The sequence below is a fragment of the Octadecabacter sp. SW4 genome, from assembly GCF_008065155.1.
Taxonomy (GTDB): domain Bacteria; phylum Pseudomonadota; class Alphaproteobacteria; order Rhodobacterales; family Rhodobacteraceae; genus SW4.
In genome coordinates, this window is the sequence record NZ_CP042819.1 from 2,493,780 (window position 1) to 2,511,861 (window position 18,082).

Consider the following 18,082-nt stretch of genomic DNA (forward strand, 5'->3'; position numbering starts at 1 on the left):
TTGATACGTTTGGCCAGTCTTTTTGCTGGCTAGTTATTGCCGTCCACGATGGTGAACGGGGTCGTGAAAAAATGTTCCTCGAGGTTTGCGCCTGCGCCAATCCGGTCAATCACGGCAAACAACCCCGGTTCATGAAGCGGGCTCAGGACGCCGTGCCATGTGCCGCGAAAATAGTTCACGCCCTGGCCGGGCGCTGCCATAAAGGCCAGCGGCGTTCCCGGTGTGCCGCCTGCGTCGGGTGCAACGACCACCACAAAGGGATGCTGCGTCATCGGCACAAACGCCTGACTGCCCGCCGGGTGACGTTCGACCATATCCAGCGTGATCGGAAAGGGGCGGGTTTGTGCGTGAAACAGGCTGATGCCCGCCTTGCCATCGCTGAAATCCAGCGTGGCGCGGTCATGATAGCGCCCGCACATCCCCGCATTGATCATCTTGTCCGGCGCGCCTGCGGCATCAAGCACATCGCCGAAGGGGGCGAATGCCTTGGCCGTCAGCGGCTGGATGGTGATCACCTTGCTCATCTGCCCAGCTTTTCGATCAGGCGCAACTCGGCGATGCGTTCCACCTGTTTGCAGGCCTCGGCAAACTCGGTGGCGCGGTCGTTTTCGATACGCTGGTGAAAGGCGGCCAGAATCGACGTTTTGTCATAATCACGCACGGCGATGATGAATGGAAACCCGTGGCGCGCAACGTATTGCGCATTAAGGGCCTGAAAGGTCTCGCGTTCACCATCGGTGAGCATATCCAGCCCCGCGCCTGCCTGCTCGGACGTGCTTTCGGCGGTCAGCTTGCCCGCCGCCGCCAGCTTGCCCGCCAGATCGGGGTGGGCTGTCAGAACGCCAAGGCGCTGCTCTTGGCTGGCCGCGCGGAACACGCGGGCCAAGGCGCTGTGCACGCCAGTCGCGGTGTCGTGGGTCGGCCCCAGTTCCAGCGCATGTGCGCCTTTCGCAATCCACGGGCTGTGTTCAAAGATACCGCCAAATTCCGCCACAAAGGTGTCGCAGTCCATTTCCGAGGGGCGGATCTGCGTCGTCGCGGGGTGTTCCCTGGCCCAGTGTTCGGCGATCTGCAATCGGGTGGCAAACCAGACCCCATCATGGGACTTGAAATGTTCAATCGCGCGGCGCAGGGCGGCGGCGCGCCCCGGACGGCCAATCAGACGGCAGTGCAGGCCGATTGACAACATCTTGGGCGCGCCCGCCTCACCTTCAGCGTAAAGGGTGTCGAAACTGTCCTTGAGATAACTCTCGAACTGGTCGCCAGTGGTGAAACCGGCCTGAATGGCGAACCGCATGTCGTTGCAATCCATCGTGTAGGGCACGATCAACTGATCACGGCCACCGGCCCGCACCCAGTAGGGCAGATCATCGGCGTAGCTGTCCGCGACATAGGCGAACTGCCCCGTTTCAGCCGCCAGATCGACGGTATTATTGGAACAGCGGCCCGTATACCAGCCGCGCGGCGCTTGCCCGATAACCTCGGTATGCAGGCGGATCGCCTCGGCGATCTGGGCACGTTCCTCATCGGCGGGCATCTCCTTGTGTTCGACCCATTTCAAGCCGTGGCTGGCGATTTCCCACCCCGCGGATTTCATCGCCGCGACCTGTTCGGGCGCGCGGGCAAGAGCAGTCGCCACGCCATACACAGTGACGGGCAAGTCAGACAGCATCCGATGCAGGCGCCAGAATCCGGCGCGCGCGCCATATTCGTAAATCGATTCCATGTTCCAGTGACGCAGTCCGGTCCAGGGCGCAGCACCGGTGATTTCCGACAGAAATGCCTCCGAGGCGGGATCGCCATGCAGGATATTGTTTTCCCCGCCTTCTTCGTAGTTTAGCACGATTTGAACGGCGATTTTCGCACCACCGGGCCAGTTGGGCGCAGGAGGGGTGGCTCCATATCCGGTCATGTCACGGGGATAGCGGTTCACGGAAATGTCCCTTCGTCGTTGTCATAGTGATAGATCAAAACAATCTCGTTGTTTTTCAAATAATCCGATAAAGAGCCTATTGCAGCCCATTCTTTGCACAGCGAGCCCATGTCTGCCTATAAGATCAGCAACCAACGTGAGAAAGCGCCATGACCGGATACCTGACCACCCATGTTCTTGATACCGCGCGCGGCTGTCCCGCCCGGGGGCTGCGCATCGACCTTTACCGGATCGACGGCGAGATGCGCACCCACCTGATCGCACTGACCACGAATGATGACGGGCGCACGGATGAACAGATCCTGCCTGCCGACAAGTTTGAAACCGGCACCTATGAATTGGTCTTTCACGCAGGCGCCTACCTTGATGCCACCGGCACGCCACCCGAAGACCCGCGTTTTCTGGATGTGATCCCGCTGCGGTTCGGCATGAGTGAGGCGTCGCATTATCACGTGCCACTGCTGCTGTCGCCATTCGGGTATTCCACCTATCGCGGCAGCTGAGCGGTCTTTTCGCTGTCACGCACCGCCGCGCTGATCTTTTCGATCACGAACTCCATGAACAGCCGCGTTTTCGGGTCCTGACGGCGGCGGTGGGTGAACAAACAGGCCATCTGGATCGGTTCAGGCGGCGTCTGCGTCGCGACCGCAACCAGCCGCCCTGCCTTGATATGTTCGGCCACCTCGAACACGGGTTTCATGGCGATGCCGTTCCCCGCCAGCGCCCAATCGGTCAGCACATCACCATCATCGGATTCATAGCGCCCGGCGATGCGAAACCGTTTCGGACCATCAGGCGTGACCAACCGCCAGTGAAATTCGGTCGCGCCAGGAAAGCGCAAATTCAGGCATTCGTGGTTGCCGTTGATCAGATCATCGCCCGACGCCGGATGCCCGTGTTTGGCGATATAGGCGGGCGACGCACATAGCACCCGTTCCACATCCGCAATCTTGCGAATACGCAGGTTACTGTCCTCGGGCGTGCCAAGGAAGAACGCCAGATCAAGCCCTTCGGTCGTGAGATCAACCTTGCGATCTGTCAGGCGCAAGCGGATACTGACCTCGGGGTAACTGGCAAGAAAATCAGGGACTTGCGGTGCCAGTAGCCTGCGCCCCACACCCAAGGGGGCCGCCACATAAAGCGCGCCTTTGGGGTTTTCGGTGATGTTGACGACCTGGGCCTCGGCGTTGTCCACGGACTCCAGAATTTCGCACGCTCCGCCGTAGAATGCGCGGCCCTGTTCGGTGGGCGTCAGGCTGCGGGTGGTGCGCTGGAACAGGCGCACGCTCAGATGTTCCTCGAGCTGGGAAATCCGCGAAGACGTCACCGCAGGCGATACACGCAAATCGCGCCCCGCCGCCGACATGCTGCCAAGTTCATAGACACGGACAAAGGTGCGGATATTATCCAGATAGGACATTGTTTTGCTTTTTTTGATGCTGCTTGGTCTTTAGGGACAATAGCAGAACAATGCCCGCGCGCCTAGGGTGATGGTAAATACGAATCCAAAGGGGACAACCATGTATGATCTGGCAATCTTGTGGGACTGGATCGCGTTCAGCGTCCGCTGGCTGCATGTCATCACGGCGATGGCCTGGATCGGCGCGTCGTTCTATTTCATCGCGCTTGATCTGATGTTGAAACCCAATGACGCCCTGCCCAAGGGGGCGTCCGGCGAAGAATGGGAAGTCCACGGCGGCGGATTTTATCACACGGTCAAATACCTTGTTGCGCCCTCGGAGATGCCCGAGCACCTGACATGGCACAAATGGCAAAGCTACACGACTTGGTTGTCGGGTGCCGCCCTGCTGATGATCATCTATTGGGTCGGCGGCGAGTTGTTCCTGCTGGACCCAACCAAGGTCGATCTGGCGCTGTGGCAGGGGATCGTGATTTCGGCAGGGTCACTGACAATCGGCTGGCTGCTGTATGATGCGATGTGCAAATCCAGGCTCGCCGATACGCCCACATTGCTGATGCTGCTGCTGTTCGCGATCCTTGTGATCATGTCGTGGGGCTATAACCAGATTTTCACGGGCCGCGCTGCCCTGCTGCATCTGGGGGCATTCACGGCCACCATCATGACGGCCAATGTGTTTTTCCAGATCATGCCGAACCAGCGGATCGTCGTTGCCGATCTCAAGGCGGGGCGCACGCCGGATGCCAAGTATGGCAAGATTGCCAAGGTCCGCTCGACCCATAACAACTATCTAACGCTGCCTGTCGTGTTCTTGATGCTGGCCAACCATTATCCACTGTCGTTTGGCACACAGTATTCGTGGATCATCGCCGCGCTGATCTTTCTGACCGGCGTGACGATCCGCCACTATTTCAACACCATGCACAAGACCGGCAAGGGGCCGCATTGGACATGGGGTGTCACCGTGCTTTTGATGATCATCATCGCGTGGTTGTCCACCCAGCGCAGTGGCGACACCTACGAGGACTCCCTGGCGCGCGAACTGACAGCCTACGAGGAACGTTATGCATCAGCGGCAGGGTTCGAGGATGCCTACAACACCGTGATCGGCAACTGTTCCATGTGCCACGCCCGCGAACCTGTCTGGAACAACATGCAGTGGGCGCCCAAGGGCGTGCTGCTGGAAACCGAAGGCGATGTCGCCCGCCACGCCCGCCAAATCTATCTGCACGCAGGCGTCAGCCGGGCGATGCCACCCCCCAACGCGATCCAGATGGACAGCGAGGCGCGCGCGATCATCATCGCGTGGTATCGCGCCGCGAACGACTGACCGCGACGATTGCGCGCTTGCATCCTGCGGTATGGCGCGGCTAGGACGGGCGTAAAGACTGGGACGCCATGCCACTCAATATCGCTATCGTCGGGGCCGGAATAGGCGGGCTTGCCGCCGCAGCCCTGCTGGCTGACCAAGGCCACAGCCTGACGGTTTTCGATCGCTTCGATGCCCCCCGCCCGGTGGGCTCCGGCCTTGTGATCCAACCCGTGGGCCAAGCCGTGCTTGACCGGATCGGCGCAGGTGACATGGCCCGCCAAAAAGGCAACGCCATCAACCGGATGCTGGGCCACGAGGCCGATCATGGCCGGCGCGTGCTGGATGTGTGGTATGATCGCTCCGCCGGAGTGAACCACGGGCTGGCCATTCACCGTGCCGCCCTGTTCGATGCAATTTTGCAGGCCGCCCTGACACGCAACAGCCTGACGATTGTTCCCTCAGCCGCCATCGCGGGCGTAACGGACGCCACCAACGACACCCGCCGTCTGATCCTTGCAGATGGCACCCGAACCGATCCGTTTGATCTGGTGATTGACGCTGCGGGGGCATCATCGCCCTTGTCGCCACTGGTGTCGCGCACACTGTCTTATGGGGCGATCTGGGGCACCGTGGACTGGCCCGAAACGGACCTGCCCCATGACCAGCTCTCGCAGCAATACCGGCGCGCGGATCGGATGATTGGCGCGTTACCTATCGGCACAATGCCCGGCGAAACGGTGCCAAAGGCCGCTGTTTTCTGGTCCATGCCTGCGGACAGTCACGCAGCCTGGACCGCGCGCGGATTGGACGCCTGGAAGGACGAGGCTATCGCGCTTTGGCCCGCTATCGCGCCGTTTCTGGAGCAGATCACCGACACCGGCCAAATGACGATGGCGCGTTATAGCCACGGCACCCTGCGCCGCCCCTTCGGCGACAGGATCGCCCATATCGGTGACGCCGCGCACCGGGCCAGCCCGCAACTGGGGCAAGGGGCGAATATGGCGCTGCTCGATGCTTTGGCGTTGGCCGAGGCGCTGCGCCTGCATCCGCTGCAAGCCGCGCTGCCCGCCTATGCGCGCGCACGGCGCTGGCATGTGGCGATCTATCAGGCGATGAGTTGGGCATTCACACCGCAATACCAATCCGACAGCCGTATCCTGCCACTGCTGCGCGACCGTGTGTTATTTCCGGTGTCGATGATCCCACCCGTGCCGCGCCTTCTGACGGCGCTTGTGCGCGGGTCGATGATCAACCCGCTGGGGCGCCTTGGGTCACTTTGATCCCGCCCCGAACAACCCCGTCAGCGCACGTTTCACCAGCGCCGTGACCGCTGGCCGCTTGACCGAATGAAACGGCAGCGGGCGGCACACCTCGATCGCGGCGACGCCGACGCGGGCGGTCAAAGCGCCGTTGATAACCCCTTCGCCAAAACGGCGCGAGACCTTCGACAAAACCCCGCCCCCCGCGACCGAGCCGATCAAATCATCGCCCACCGCCACCGCGCCCGTCGCTACAAGATGCGTCAGCACGGTGCGCGTCAGGCGCCAACTGCCCAGCACACCCGACCGCCCGCCATAAATCTCGGCAATGCGCCGGATCATTCGCAGGTTGGCCGTCAGGGCCGTGAACACATCGGCCAGCGCAAGCGGCACAATCGCCGTAACCATCGCCACCTGTCGCGCGGCGGCCTCGACTTCACGCAGGGCACGCTGATCAAGGGGGGCCAGAATGTCGGCCTCGGCCAACCCGATCAGCCCGTCGCCATCCAGCACATCACCGCTTCGTTCCGCCAGCCGTTCGCGGCCCCATTCAGTATCGGCGCGACCCTTGTAGAGCGTTTCAAGCTGCCCCAACACGGCGCGCGCGTCCTTGACCTCACCACTGATGAGCGCGGCGGCGGCGGCGGTCTGAATCCGGTCCACGCGGCGCAATCGACTGAATGCAGCCAGTTCGCGCAGGGCGATGATCAGCAAGACACTGCAGAACAGCGCCAGCAGCGTCATCGCGATCCCGCCCAATATCGGCGACCGCGCCAGCAATCCGTTGACGAAATCCCAGGCGGCAATTGACGCGGCAAACCCGACAATCGCGACCAGTAACGACCAGAACCACCGCGCCAAACGCGACGGGCGGCGCGCCGCCAGAACCGCCACCTGCTGCATGGCTGCGCCTTGCGGGGCGACATCCGGAACAGCGGGGCCGTTGCCGGTGTCAGGTCGGGCTTTTCGCCCTCAAGGTCAATCAGCACGGGGCCGGATTTTTTGCTCATAACCGATCCCCGATCAGAAATTGTGCGGCCTTGTCCAGCCGGATATGGGGCGGCCCGTCGCCCGGTTTCAGGGTCAGCGGCGCAGGTGCGAAATTCATCACGCTGTAATCCGCATCAAGCCATTTTTCAGCCCCCCCGCGGGCAGGACCAAGCAGATGCGCGGGGTCACTCGGCAGTTCACCGGGATAAAACGCCGCCTGTTTGCCGCCCTCGAGCAACTGCCCACGCACCACGTCCAGCGTGCGGCCATCGTGGTTGATCTGATCCTCGATCGTGGTGCGCAATGCTGCAATGGACATGGCGGCGGTATCGGCCCCTGCAAAATCAGCGCGGTCCTTGGCGTCACGCAGCAGGGCTTGGGCGATTGCCGTCAGTTGCGGGTGTTGCATGTGGTGCAGATGGTCGGCCTTGGTCGCGGCAAAGAGGATTTTCTCGACCCGCCGCCCCTGGAAAATACGCGACAGGAACGCGTTGCGCCCGGGCCGGAACGCCCCAAGGATATCAGCCATCGTGGCGCGCATGTCTTCAACTGCGCGCGGGCCTGCGTGGATCGCGCCCAAGACGTCGACCAGCACGATCTGGCGGTCTATCCGCGCAAAATGATCCCGAAAGAAGGGCAGCACCACGTTACGTTTGTAGCTGTCATAGCGGCGGCTGAATTCGCGGCCCAGTGACCGGCGCGGGGTATCCCCCACAGGCAGCGGCGCGAACGTCAGCACAGGCGAGCCTTCCAGATCACCGGGCAGCAGGAACCGCCCCGGCGTGCAATCGGAAAAGCCCGCCGCGCGCGCGCTTTGCAGATACTGGGTGAACGATGCGGCCAGCGTCTGCGCGGTGCTTTCATCCAGCGGTGCCGCCCCATCCGTATTTGCCAGCAGCGCCAGGAAATCCGCCGCCTCGGTGCGTCCCTGCATCCGTGCAAGGGTATCAGCCGACCACTGTGCAAAATCCTTGTCCATCAACCCCAGATCCAACAGCCATTCACCGGGGTAATCGACAATATCCAGATGTACCGTGCGCGGCCCCTGAAGGCCCGACAACAACCCCGTCGGCTGCACCCGCAGGGACAGGCGCAATTCGCTGATCCGGCGCGTGCCTTGCGGCCATTCGGGGGATTTGGCCGTTAGTTTCGCCAGATGCGCTTCGTAGTTGAAACGCGGCAGGGTATCGTCCGGTTGCGGCTGCAAATAGGCCGTCTGGATCGCGCCATTGGCCGCAGCGACCAGTTGCGGCATCCGCCCGCGATCCATCAGATTCGCCACAAGCGATGTGATGAACACCGTCTTGCCCGCGCGCGACAGGCCCGTGACGCCCAAACGTATCACAGGTTCGCTAAAGGGTGCGGTCACCGTATCGGTGATCCCCTCGACGCTGCGCACGATCTGGTCGGCGATGCCGCCTGCGATAGACCCTAACCCCACGAACACACCTTTCCCTAGTCATCCCCAAGATAGGTGGCGCGCGGGGGGATGTGTAGGGATTGATTTCGCCCCCCCTTCCCCCTATGCGAACCCCATGCCCAGATATGCCCTCAAGGTTGAATATGATGGCGGCCGGTTTTCGGGCTGGCAGCGTCAGGCCGACCAGCCATCAGTGCAGGGCGCGATCGAGGCGGCCTTGGCGCGGCTTGAGGATGGCCCCCACACGATCGCCGCGGCGGGGCGGACGGACGCGGGCGTGCATGCAACCGGACAAGTGGCGCACTGCGACCTGACCCGCAACTGGGAGCCGTTCCGCCTGTCCGAGGCGCTGAATTACCACCTCAAACCCAACCCTGTTGCCATAACAGCCTGCACCGTGGTGGCGGATGACTGGCACGCGCGGTTTTCGGCCATTGAGCGGCGGTATGTCTTTCGCCTGATCGCACGGCGCGCGCCTTTGACCTTTGAAAAAGGGCAAGCGTGGCGCGTGCCACACCCTTTGGACGGGGCGGCGATGCAGGCGGGGGCGGATCAATTGCTGGGGCGGCACGATTTTACAACCTTTCGGTCCTCGATCTGTCAGGCCAATAGCCCGCTGCGCACGCTGGATGAATTGACGATCTCGGACATCGCCCGGGACGGATATCAGGAGTTTCACTTTCACGTCCGCGCGCGCTCGTTCCTGCACAATCAGGTGCGCAGTTTTGTCGGCACGCTGGAACGGGTCGGCGCGGGGGCTTGGTCCCCCGATGACGTGGGCGCGGCGCTGGCCGCCCGCGATCGCGCAGCCTGTGGCCCTGTCTGTCCGCCCGATGGGTTGTATTTGGCGGGTGTCGCATACTCCGACGATCCCTTCGCCTAATCGTTGTCGGTCAGACCTGCCCCTGCCCCGGCGGCGCGCGAGGTTTCAGTTTCCGGCACAAGGGTCAGCGCCGCAAGGGCCGCCAGGCCCGCCCATGCGCCCCCATCAATGTCGACCGGTCCGGCTGGCAGATCGACCGACGCCCCCTGCCCAGCGGCAATCACCACGCAATCGCCCTGCACATCACATATCAGCCCCGCCCCAAAGCGGTTTGCCCTAATGACAAGTGCAAGCACCAACAGCGGCAGATCGGCCCGGTTGATCCGCTGCGCGCCCTGCCCCGCCCGCGCCAGATCAATCGCCGTCGGGCCAGCCATCATGGCACCGCCACTATCGGTCCAGGGTTCATGCGGACGCTGCAAGGCGGCCACAAGCGCAGACATATCCCCGCCCAGCGCGATATAGTCGGGCATGGCGGCGGAAATGTCCTCGCAGTGGCCCAAGGGGACACCGGCCCCGCGCGCCGCCTTGAGGACCATGCCCTGCACCTCGTTAAGGGACCGCATCATGACGCAAAGGTGGGCAGCCACCAGTCATCGGCATTGTGCAATTCGTCCGCCAAAGGCGCGCCTTGCGCCAGCGTGATCCGCGTCCAGCGGTCAGACTTGGGATCAAACTTGGCCGCGCCAAAGAACGCCAGCTTACAGCGCAGCATATCAATCGGCAGGCAGTCATCGCCAATAAGATTGTCGCGGATTTCGGCGTAAGGATGGCGTGCCAGTGTCTGCACACGGCGCGCCGCCGCACGATGTTCCGGGTGCGCGGCCAGCACCGCGGCAATCGGGCCGGTTTGGCCGTGCAGCGCCCCCGCCAATGCCTTCACCTGACGCGCGATATCAAGAGGGCTTTCCAGCGCTGCCCCCTCTTCGATAAAGCGCGAGCCAAGGCGGGGTTCCTGTTTGGCCTCGGACACATACCAGAACTGGGCGCAGTGGTGCGGATCGTCAAAATCGGTATCAACCGCCCACTGCCAATCTCGCGCAATCAGGGCTGACAGATCGGCGCAGGCCATCGCCGGATCAAGGACAGGCACAAAGGGCGTGGACATGCAATCGGTCAACCCATCAATCAGGTCGCCAAAGGGTTCCAGCACCAGCGCCGCGATCAGTTCCTGCGTGTCAATGGACCAGCGCGCGCTGTCACACACCAACCGATCCAACGGCGCCGCACCACCCATAAAGTCGGGCGTCAGATGCGCGGCCACCTCGGGCCATTCGCGGCGAGTCACATCGATCCGGCCCTGCGCAATCCGGTCAGGCACCTGCCATTGCGCCAGATGTTGCGCCGCCCGCATGACCAATTCGTAAACACGCGTGATCTGCCCGGGTGTGAGCGTTTCAACCGCGCGCACGCGGGCCAGAGCGGTCTCGCGCACCTGCATCCACGCATCCAGCAACAGCGGGTGCGACACCAGAAACGGCGCCATGCCAAGGCCCGTCGCATTGCCGATCCCAAGATGGCGTTTCAGGGCGCGATCAAGGGGGGCGCCGCCCACATGTTCGACCAGATCGTGGGTGAAACCACGGATCAGCCAGACGGTCAGCATTTCAGCGGCAAAAGGGCCGGACATTCCCGGCCTTTGCCCGAATTTGTCCCGATCCGCGATCCCGAACTTGCCGTTGCCATAAACGGCAGTGGTGCGCATCAGGTAACCGACATCGCGGATCATGCCCGCATCAGGTTGCCTGCCTGCGCGCAGGGCTTCGACCACATGGGCGAACAAACGCACGGATTTGTTGGCGCGGCTCAGGACCAGATCACGCGGGTCAAAGCGCGCGGCTTCTTGCTGCGGCGCGGCGCGGCAAATTCGGGCAATTTCGTCCGCGTCCGGCACGCCATCATACAAAACATAGGACGTATCCCAAGCGGTTGCGATCACGCGGTCGGTGCGCTGATCGGGCGGCAAATCAGTAGACACTGCCACCAGCGAATAGGTATGCCCGCCAAAATCGACGCAATAGACGGCGTGGCCAAACCCGTCTGCGTCCATTTCCCATACAGGGCGCGTGACCTGCGCGCCCTCGGCCCCCATCCGGCGCGTGACGGATCGCAGGAACGACAATCGCGTGGGAAATCCCGCCCCCATCCGGCGCAGCCGCATGACGTCGGTCGGCGGGCGCAGGGGGCGCTGCGGTATTGGGGGGGCGTGATCGTCAAGCATCGTCAGGCCCAAAACTGTCGTCATAAAACGCCAGCCAGTTGTCACCCATGATCCCGTCAACTTCGCCCACATCAAATCCGACGGCAGCTAACCCATCGCGGATATTTCCAAAATCACGGTTGTCCTTGAACCAGCCTGGCATCCGCGGGAAACCGGCATCGCTGGCCGACCCTTCGCCATAATCCATCACCTTGGACCAGCGCCCCACCCGCATCCATTCCACCACACTATCAGGTTGATCCTGACACAAGTCGGTACCGATCCCCAGATGCCGCGCGCCATAACGGTTTGCAGCCTCAGCCACCATTTCGCAAAAATCCTGCACCGTGCAATCTGATCCACCGCGCAAATGATGCGGGTAGACGGAAAAACCCAGCATCCCGCCCGCATTTGTCAGCGCGCGCAGCACATCATCGGATTTATTGCGCAATGCAGGGTGCCACCAGTGGGGATTGGCGTGGGTGATGGCAATGGGGCGGGTGGAATGGTCAATCGCCTCCAAGGTGGACCGTTCGCCCGAATGGGACATGTCAACGACCAGACCAACGCGGTTCATTTCGCCCACCACCTGCTTGCCCATGCGGGTTAGACCGGTATCGCGATCTTCGTAACAGCCGGTCGCCAGCAGGGACTGGTTGTTATAGGTCAGCTGCATGAACCGGACCCCCAGCTGGTGACAGATTTCCACAAGGCCGATATCGTCCTCGATCGGGCTGGGGTTTTGAAACCCGAAAAAGATCGCCGTGCGCCCGGTTTCATGGGCCAGCCGCACATCACCCCCCGTCGTGCCTTTGAAGATCAGATCAGGGAACTGTTCAAAATAGCGGTTGAACCGTTCCAGTTGCAGCACCATCTCGCGGAAACTCTCGTGATAGGCGATGGTCACATGCACCGCGTCCACGCCGCCCTTGCGCATCTGGCGAAAAATCTTTTCCGACCAATTGGCGTATTGCAGATTATCAATCAAATATCCCATGCCGCAAGGTTAGCGCCTTGCAACAACAGGTAAAGTCCAATCGCGCCGCAATCGGGCCGTTTCCCGCCCGAATGGAACCTAATCACAAGGATATGCGTTTTAGTTCCCGTCGGGGTAAGATAAAGATAGCACAAAGACAGGGGCGATCATGCGAGCAGCTTGGCCAGCCATCATAGCAACGACTTTTCTGGGCTTGGCCGGGGCAGCCACACAGGCGCAAGAGGTGCGTTTGAATGCGCCCGATGCCAGTGACGATCTGCGCGCGGCCCTGCGCGCTGCATCCCTGACGATAAGCCTGACGCGCGACGACGAAGGTGCCGTGGCCCAAGACTATGTCGCGGCAGCGCGCGCCGATTATCAACGGCTTTTGACAGGGCTTTACAGCGAGGGATATTATGGCGGCGCGATCTCGATCCTGATCGATGGGCGCGAGGCATCCGGTATCGCCCCCCTGGATTCCCCCGCAAGTGTCGGCGTGATTACCCTTAACGTTGACCCCGGCCCGCGCTTTACCTTTGGGCGCGCCGAAGTGCTGCCCGTCCCCGTCGGAACCATCATGCCCGAGGGGTTTGCCACAGACCGTCCCGCCCGGTCCGATACGATCCGCGACGCGGTGCTGGTGGGCGTCGATGCCTGGCGCGACGAAGGCCATGCCAAGGCCGCACCCATGGACCAGCAAATCACCGCCCGCCACAGCGATGCCACGCTGGATGCCCGTGTGCGTATCGACCCCGGACCGCAGTTGACATTTGGGCCGCTGATCGTGCGCGGGGTGCAAAACATCCGCCCTGAACGGATCGTGGAAATCGCTGGCCTGCCCACTGGCGGCGTCTATTCGCCCGCCGAACTTGAGCGTGCACAGGCGCGGCTGCGCCGCGTCGAAGCCCTGCGCTCGGTCGCATTTTCCGAAGGCGACATTGCGGCGGGAAACACCTTGCCGATCACCGCGCAAATATCCGAGCAAACGCCGCGGCGGCTTGGGTTTGGTGCGGAATACTCGTCCGTCAACGGTGCCACCCTGTCGGCCTTCTGGATGCATCGCAATCTATTGGGCGGGGCTGAACGGTTCCGCGTGGAGGGTGAAATTGCGGGCCTTGCAGGCGAAACGGCGGGTATTGACTACACGCTGGGGGCAAGTTTTCTGCGGCCAGGCACCTTGCGGCCCGATGTGGATTTCTATGCCGATCTGGAGTTGATGCAGCTGGACGAGCCGGACTATTTCTTGCGCCAGGTTATCGCCGAAGCCGGTCTGATCCGCCGCGTGCGCGAGGAATTTATCCTCGAGGTCGGGCTTGGCCTGCGCAGCGGCGAAGTCAGCGATGATCTGGGTGATCGCCGCTATACCCTGCTGACCCTGCCCATTGAGGGGACGTTGGACAAACGCGACGATCCGCTTGACGCGACCACGGGGTTTTACGCCAACGCGGAAATCACTCCGTTTGTCGGACTGGCAGGAAGCGACAACGGCGGGCGCATTTACGGCGATGGCCGCATTTACCGCAGCTTTGGAACCGACGATAGGGTGACACTTGCGTTGCGCGGGCAACTTGGGTCGCTGATCGGGGCGGATGCAGCGGATGTGCCCTCGGACCTGCTGTTCTTTTCGGGCGGTGGCGGCACGGTGCGTGGCCAGCCCTATCAATCGCTGAATGTCGATCTGGGTGGTGGCGTTGAAATTGGCGGCAGCTCGTTCTTGGGCGCGCAGATCGAGGCGCGCGTGGATGTCACCGACACCATCGGTATCGTCGGGTTTTATGACGTGGGCTATATCGGCGCGGATTCGGTGCCGCTGCAAAACGGCGATTGGCACGCAGGCGCAGGGGTCGGGGTGCGCTACAACACCGGGATCGGCCCAATCCGGCTTGATATCGCGGCCCCTGTCGGGGGCGATACGGGCGGGTCCGCCGTGCAGATCTACCTTGGGATCGGGCAGGCGTTTTGATGCGCTGGATTGCCCTGATAGGCCTGTTGAGCCTTGCGCCGGGCCTGGCCACGGCCCAAGACGTGAGCGACGATGGCCCGGGTTTCCTGGCCGAACTGATCCAGGACAGCCTGTCAGGCGCAGGCCGCGATGTGCGCATCGAGGGTTTCGAAGGCGCGCTCAGTGCGCAGGCCACGCTGGACAAGATGACCATCGCTGACGACAACGGCATCTGGTTCACCATGCAGGATGTGACGCTGGATTGGTCCCGCTCGGCCCTGCTGAGCGGGCGGATCGAGGTCGAGACCCTCAGCGCCAAAAGCATTGAAATGACACGCCTGCCCCAAACTGGGCAGACCGACGCACCCTCGGCTGCCGCCGAACCCTTTTCGTTGCCAGAACTGCCCGTTTCGGTTGAAATCGGCGAAATCACCGCCGATGAAATCGCCCTTGGCGCCGGGGTTCTTGGCCAGCCGCTGGCGGTGTCCTTCGCAGCAAGCCTCAGCCTGATCGACGGTGCTGGCAGTGCCGATATCCAAGCCCTGCGCATCGACGGGCAGGATGGCCGGTTCGACATCGACGCAAGCTATGACAACGCCACCGAAACCCTTGCCATATTGCTGACACTGGACGAGGGCGCGAACGGCATTGCGGCCACCTTGCTGAATATTCCCGACACGCCCGCACTGGCCCTGCGCGTGCAAGGCGATGCCCCTCTCAGCGATTTCACAGCCAACCTTAGCCTTGCGACGCAGGGTGTAGAACGGCTGTCGGGGCAGTTCCAACTCACAACCGCGGGCACGCGCGAAGCTGATGATGCGACACCGGTGGATCGCGATTTCTCGACCACCCTGCGCGGCGATCTGACACCGCTTGTCGCCGACGAATTTGATGCGTTTTTTGGCACGGCGTCGACGCTGACGGCCCAGGGCACAGCATTCGGTGACGGGCGGCTTGACCTTACGGCCTTTGATCTGGCAACGCGGTCTTTGGGGATCAGCGGTGCACTGACCCTTGGGACAGAGGGCTGGCCCGAAGCCTTCGATATCACCGGCCAGATTGGTGATCGGCGCGGCACGCCGGTGCGCCTGCCACTGGGCGGCGCGGAAACGACCGTCAGCGCGATGGACCTGTCGCTGCGGTTTGACGCGGCGGCGGGCAATGCATGGAATGGATCGTTTGATCTGCAAGGCCTGACGCGCCCCGATCTTGCCATCGCCGCGCTGACGCTTGACGGCGGCGGCACGATCACCGCGGGCGACGGGGTTCCGGTCGGCCGCGTCGATCTGGATATGTCCTATGACGCATCAGGTATTGTCCTTTCTGATCCCGCCCTTGCCGCCGCTATCGGAACGGAGCTGCGCGGCGATATCGGCGCGACCCTGATCGAAGGCGAGCCCTTACGCATTTCCCGCATGAGGCTGATTGGCGATGACATGGACCTTGGGGTCACGGCGACGATTGCCGGTTTGGACGCGGGCTTGAAGACCGATCTTTCGCTTGGCGGGCGGGTTGGAAATTTCGCGCGGTTCTCGCAGCTGGTCGGGCAGTCGCTGAACGGGTCAGGATCGGTTTTGCTTTCCGGCACAGTCACGCCGCTTGACGATACGTTTGATCTGTCGTTGCTGGCGGCAACCAGTGATCTGCAGATCGGCATCGCGCAAGTGGATCCGCTGTTGAGCGGAAATGGCCGCCTGACCCTGAACGCGCAGCGCGACACGATCGGCACGCGCATCACTGATCTGGATATACGCACAGGCGGGCTGATCGCCACGGGCGATTTGAACATCACACCAACGGGTCTTGCCGCCGCGCTGGATCTGACGCTTCCGGCGCTGGAACGCCTTGGCGTTGGCCTAAGTGGCGCGGCAAATTTCAACGGTGCGGTCGTGCAGGATTCCACCGGGTCTTATGACGTGGAGGGGGCGCTAAGCGGCCCCGATTTGATCACCAATATCACGGCACGCATCGGGCCAGCGGACGGCAACTATGCCACCACCGCGCGGTTGACCGGACGGATCAGCAACCTTGCCCCCTATGGCGGCCTTGTGGGGCGGTCGCTGTCGGGTGGCGCGACGCTTGCTCTGACGGGCGACGGCACGCTGGCCGATGGCGCATTCACCGCCAAGGTCCAGTCGCTGGCGACGGATTTATCGCTGGGGCTTCCCGCTCTTGCCACGGCGATGCGCGGCACGGGCAGCCTGCGCGCCGATGTGACACGCAGCGCCGACGGACGCATCGGCGTGCAAGACCTGCAACTGAAATTTCCAAACCTCACGGGGACAGCGGGCATTTCGACAGACGGCGCATCGTCGGACGCTGTGTTTGATCTGCGTCTTGCCGATATCGCCCTGTTCACCCCCGAGTTCAACGGCCCCGTCACCGCCATCGGCACCGCGACCCAAAGCGGCACATCGCCGTGGCGGATCAGCGTTGATGCCACCGGACCGGGCGGCACGGACGCGCGGGCAACCGGCACAATCAGCTCAACAGGCAGCACCGATCTCAGCATCAGCGGCTCGGCCCCGTTGGGGTTTGCCAACCCCTATATCGCGCCGCGCCAGATCAGCGGGCGGGCCGATTTCGATCTGCGTGCAAATGGTCCCGTTGGGTTGAACGCCCTGTCCGGCCCTGTGCGTATTTCTGACGGACGCCTGACCGCACCGACCCTGGGACAATCGCTCGAGGGAATCGCGGGCACTGTCCAGCTAGCGGGCGGAGCGGCGCAGATTTCACTGAACGCGAACAGCAGTGCGGGCGGCACCCTGACACTGTCCGGCCCTGTCACGCTTGGCGGGCAACGAAACGCCGACCTGACGCTGAACCTGGACCGGATCGTGCTGCGTGACCCGCAGCTTTATGAAACGACCGTTGGCGGCAACATCACGTTTGTCGGCCCCATCGCCGGGGGCGCGCGTGTAGCAGGCGGGCTGACGCTTGGGCGCGCCGAGGTGCGCGTGCCATCGTCGGAAATCAGCAGTCTGGGCGAATTGCCCGAAGTGACCCATATCGCCCCGCCGCGCGATGTGGTCGCAACCCTTGGGCGTGCTGGCCTGACAACCCAAGGCACACCCCCCGCAAGCGAGGCCCGCAGCGGGCCGGGGTACCCGCTCGACCTGACAATCAGTGCGCCATCACAAATTTTCGTGCGCGGGCGCGGGCTTGATGCCGAGTTGGGCGGGCAGTTGACCCTCAGCGGCAACAGCAACAACGTGATCGCCACGGGGCGGTTCGAATTGGTCCGCGGGCGGCTTGATATCCTGCAACAACGCTTCGATCTGACCGAAGGTTATGCCCAGCTTCAGGGCGATTTCACGCCCTATATCCGACTCCAAGCCACGACAACTGCCGACACCGGCACGCTGGTCAGCGTCATTGTCGAAGGGCCGGCCACCTCGCCCCAGGTGCGGTTCGAAAGCAGCCCGCAACTGCCCGAAGACGAAGTGCTGTCGCAGCTATTGTTCGGGCGCGATCTGGCGTCGATCAGTCCGCTTCAGGCGGTTCAACTTGCCGCCGCAATCAGCACCTTGGCAGGACGCGGCGACGGCGGATTGATCGGGCAAATCCGCGAAGGGCTTGATCTGGACAATCTGGATTTCACCACCGACGAGGCCGGAAATGCCGCCGTGCGCGCGGGCAAATATATCTCGGACAATGTCTATACCGACATCACCATCGGCAGCGACGGGACGTCGGAAATCAACCTCAACCTTGATATCACCGACGACGTTTCAGGGCGCGGCAGCTTTGGCGCCGATGGTGAAACCAGCGTCGGGATCTTCTTTGAGCGCGACTATTAGGCCAAGC

The 18,082-nt window shown here is 62.6% G+C and carries 14 protein-coding genes; 6 read left to right on the forward strand and 8 right to left on the reverse strand.

Annotated elements, in window-relative coordinates; genetic code table 11:
• Positions 1 to 29: 29 nt before the first annotated feature.
• A complete protein-coding gene (locus FTO60_RS12325) occupies positions 30 to 524 on the reverse strand; it encodes an ureidoglycolate lyase (protein ID WP_148056237.1) in 495 nt (164 codons plus the stop codon).
• Positions 521 to 1,933 carry an allantoinase PuuE gene (puuE, locus tag FTO60_RS12330; protein WP_148056238.1) on the reverse strand — a complete coding sequence of 471 codons (1,413 nt, stop codon included), beginning with the start codon at positions 1,931 to 1,933 and terminating at the stop codon, positions 521 to 523. The genes FTO60_RS12325 and puuE overlap by 4 nt, the downstream gene beginning before the upstream one ends.
• A 149-nt stretch (positions 1,934 to 2,082) precedes the next feature.
• On the opposite strand from puuE, the gene uraH reads away from it, so the two are divergent.
• Positions 2,083 to 2,436 carry a hydroxyisourate hydrolase gene (gene uraH / locus FTO60_RS12335; protein WP_148056239.1) on the forward strand — a complete coding sequence of 118 codons (354 nt, stop codon included), beginning with the start codon at positions 2,083 to 2,085 and terminating at the stop codon, positions 2,434 to 2,436.
• On the opposite strand, the gene FTO60_RS12340 is transcribed toward uraH, so the two are convergent.
• Positions 2,421 to 3,353, reverse strand: coding sequence for a LysR family transcriptional regulator (locus tag FTO60_RS12340; protein ID WP_148056240.1), 933 nt, complete (start codon positions 3,351 to 3,353; stop codon positions 2,421 to 2,423). The genes uraH and FTO60_RS12340 overlap by 16 nt on opposite strands.
• A gap of 100 nt (positions 3,354 to 3,453) precedes the next feature.
• Between FTO60_RS12340 and FTO60_RS12345 the strand changes: the two genes are divergently transcribed.
• Positions 3,454 to 4,683: a urate hydroxylase PuuD gene (locus FTO60_RS12345; RefSeq protein WP_148056241.1), complete on the forward strand. Its 1,230-nt coding sequence runs from the start codon at positions 3,454 to 3,456 to the stop codon at positions 4,681 to 4,683.
• A gap of 68 nt (positions 4,684 to 4,751) precedes the next feature.
• On the forward strand, positions 4,752 to 5,945 hold the full coding sequence (locus FTO60_RS12350) for an NAD(P)/FAD-dependent oxidoreductase (RefSeq protein WP_148056242.1): 1,194 nt from the start codon (positions 4,752 to 4,754) through the stop codon (positions 5,943 to 5,945).
• Here the strand turns inward: FTO60_RS12350 and FTO60_RS12355 are convergent.
• Together FTO60_RS12355 and FTO60_RS12360 are read right to left on the reverse strand one after the other, a co-directional pair.
• Positions 5,937 to 6,827, reverse strand: a complete 891-nt coding sequence (locus FTO60_RS12355; RefSeq protein WP_254696801.1) for a YcjF family protein — start codon at positions 6,825 to 6,827, stop codon at positions 5,937 to 5,939. The genes FTO60_RS12350 and FTO60_RS12355 overlap by 9 nt on opposite strands.
• Before the next feature lie 103 nt (positions 6,828 to 6,930).
• Complete coding sequence (locus FTO60_RS12360; RefSeq protein ID WP_254696802.1) at positions 6,931 to 8,355, reverse strand: YcjX family protein; 1,425 nt, start codon at positions 8,353 to 8,355, stop codon at positions 6,931 to 6,933.
• Between the two features lie 94 nt (positions 8,356 to 8,449).
• Between FTO60_RS12360 and truA the strand changes: the two genes are divergently transcribed.
• Positions 8,450 to 9,217 (forward strand): tRNA pseudouridine(38-40) synthase TruA, encoded by a 768-nt coding sequence (truA, locus tag FTO60_RS12365; protein ID WP_148056243.1) that lies wholly within the window; start codon positions 8,450 to 8,452, stop codon positions 9,215 to 9,217.
• On the opposite strand, the gene FTO60_RS12370 is transcribed toward truA, so the two are convergent.
• From FTO60_RS12370 to FTO60_RS12380, 3 genes are read right to left on the reverse strand one after another with little or no spacing between them, the layout of a single operon-like run.
• Positions 9,214 to 9,726, reverse strand: a complete 513-nt coding sequence (locus FTO60_RS12370) for a DUF3726 domain-containing protein (RefSeq protein WP_148056244.1) — start codon at positions 9,724 to 9,726, stop codon at positions 9,214 to 9,216. The genes truA and FTO60_RS12370 overlap by 4 nt on opposite strands.
• Positions 9,723 to 11,402 carry a hypothetical protein gene (locus FTO60_RS12375; RefSeq protein ID WP_254696803.1) on the reverse strand — a complete coding sequence of 560 codons (1,680 nt, stop codon included), beginning with the start codon at positions 11,400 to 11,402 and terminating at the stop codon, positions 9,723 to 9,725. Before FTO60_RS12375 ends, FTO60_RS12370 begins: the two co-directional genes overlap by 4 nt.
• The gene (locus tag FTO60_RS12380; RefSeq protein ID WP_148056245.1) at positions 11,371 to 12,354 is read right to left on the reverse strand and encodes a membrane dipeptidase; all 984 of its coding nucleotides are present in this window, start codon (positions 12,352 to 12,354) and stop codon (positions 11,371 to 11,373) included. The genes FTO60_RS12375 and FTO60_RS12380 overlap by 32 nt, the downstream gene beginning before the upstream one ends.
• A gap of 148 nt (positions 12,355 to 12,502) precedes the next feature.
• Here FTO60_RS12380 and FTO60_RS12385 point away from each other — a divergent pair, with 148 nt between their 5' ends.
• Together FTO60_RS12385 and FTO60_RS12390 are read left to right on the forward strand one after the other, a co-directional pair.
• The gene (locus tag FTO60_RS12385) at positions 12,503 to 14,296 is read left to right on the forward strand and encodes an autotransporter assembly complex family protein (RefSeq protein WP_148056246.1); all 1,794 of its coding nucleotides are present in this window, start codon (positions 12,503 to 12,505) and stop codon (positions 14,294 to 14,296) included.
• Positions 14,296 to 18,075, forward strand: coding sequence for a translocation/assembly module TamB domain-containing protein (locus tag FTO60_RS12390; protein ID WP_148056247.1), 3,780 nt, complete (start codon positions 14,296 to 14,298; stop codon positions 18,073 to 18,075). Before FTO60_RS12385 ends, FTO60_RS12390 begins: the two co-directional genes overlap by 1 nt.
• Positions 18,076 to 18,082 lie beyond the last annotated feature (7 nt).

What these genes read in the sequence shown, in the direction of transcription:
- FTO60_RS12350 (WP_148056242.1), top strand. Translation starts at nt 4,752, where the DNA reads ATGCCACTCAATATCGCTATCGTCGGGGCCGGAATAGGCGGGCTTGCC.
- FTO60_RS12380 (WP_148056245.1), bottom strand. Translation starts at nt 12,354, where the DNA reads ATGGGATATTTGATTGATAATCTGCAATACGCCAATTGGTCGGAAAAG.
- uraH (WP_148056239.1), top strand. Translation starts at nt 2,083, where the DNA reads ATGACCGGATACCTGACCACCCATGTTCTTGATACCGCGCGCGGCTGT.
- FTO60_RS12390 (WP_148056247.1), top strand. Translation starts at nt 14,296, where the DNA reads ATGCGCTGGATTGCCCTGATAGGCCTGTTGAGCCTTGCGCCGGGCCTG.
- FTO60_RS12385 (WP_148056246.1), top strand. Translation starts at nt 12,503, where the DNA reads ATGCGAGCAGCTTGGCCAGCCATCATAGCAACGACTTTTCTGGGCTTG.
- FTO60_RS12355 (WP_254696801.1), bottom strand. Translation starts at nt 6,827, where the DNA reads ATGCAGCAGGTGGCGGTTCTGGCGGCGCGCCGCCCGTCGCGTTTGGCG.
- FTO60_RS12375 (WP_254696803.1), bottom strand. Translation starts at nt 11,402, where the DNA reads ATGACGACAGTTTTGGGCCTGACGATGCTTGACGATCACGCCCCCCCA.
- FTO60_RS12340 (WP_148056240.1), bottom strand. Translation starts at nt 3,353, where the DNA reads ATGTCCTATCTGGATAATATCCGCACCTTTGTCCGTGTCTATGAACTT.
- FTO60_RS12325 (WP_148056237.1), bottom strand. Translation starts at nt 524, where the DNA reads ATGAGCAAGGTGATCACCATCCAGCCGCTGACGGCCAAGGCATTCGCC.
- truA (WP_148056243.1), top strand. Translation starts at nt 8,450, where the DNA reads ATGCCCAGATATGCCCTCAAGGTTGAATATGATGGCGGCCGGTTTTCG.
- FTO60_RS12345 (WP_148056241.1), top strand. Translation starts at nt 3,454, where the DNA reads ATGTATGATCTGGCAATCTTGTGGGACTGGATCGCGTTCAGCGTCCGC.
- FTO60_RS12370 (WP_148056244.1), bottom strand. Translation starts at nt 9,726, where the DNA reads ATGATGCGGTCCCTTAACGAGGTGCAGGGCATGGTCCTCAAGGCGGCG.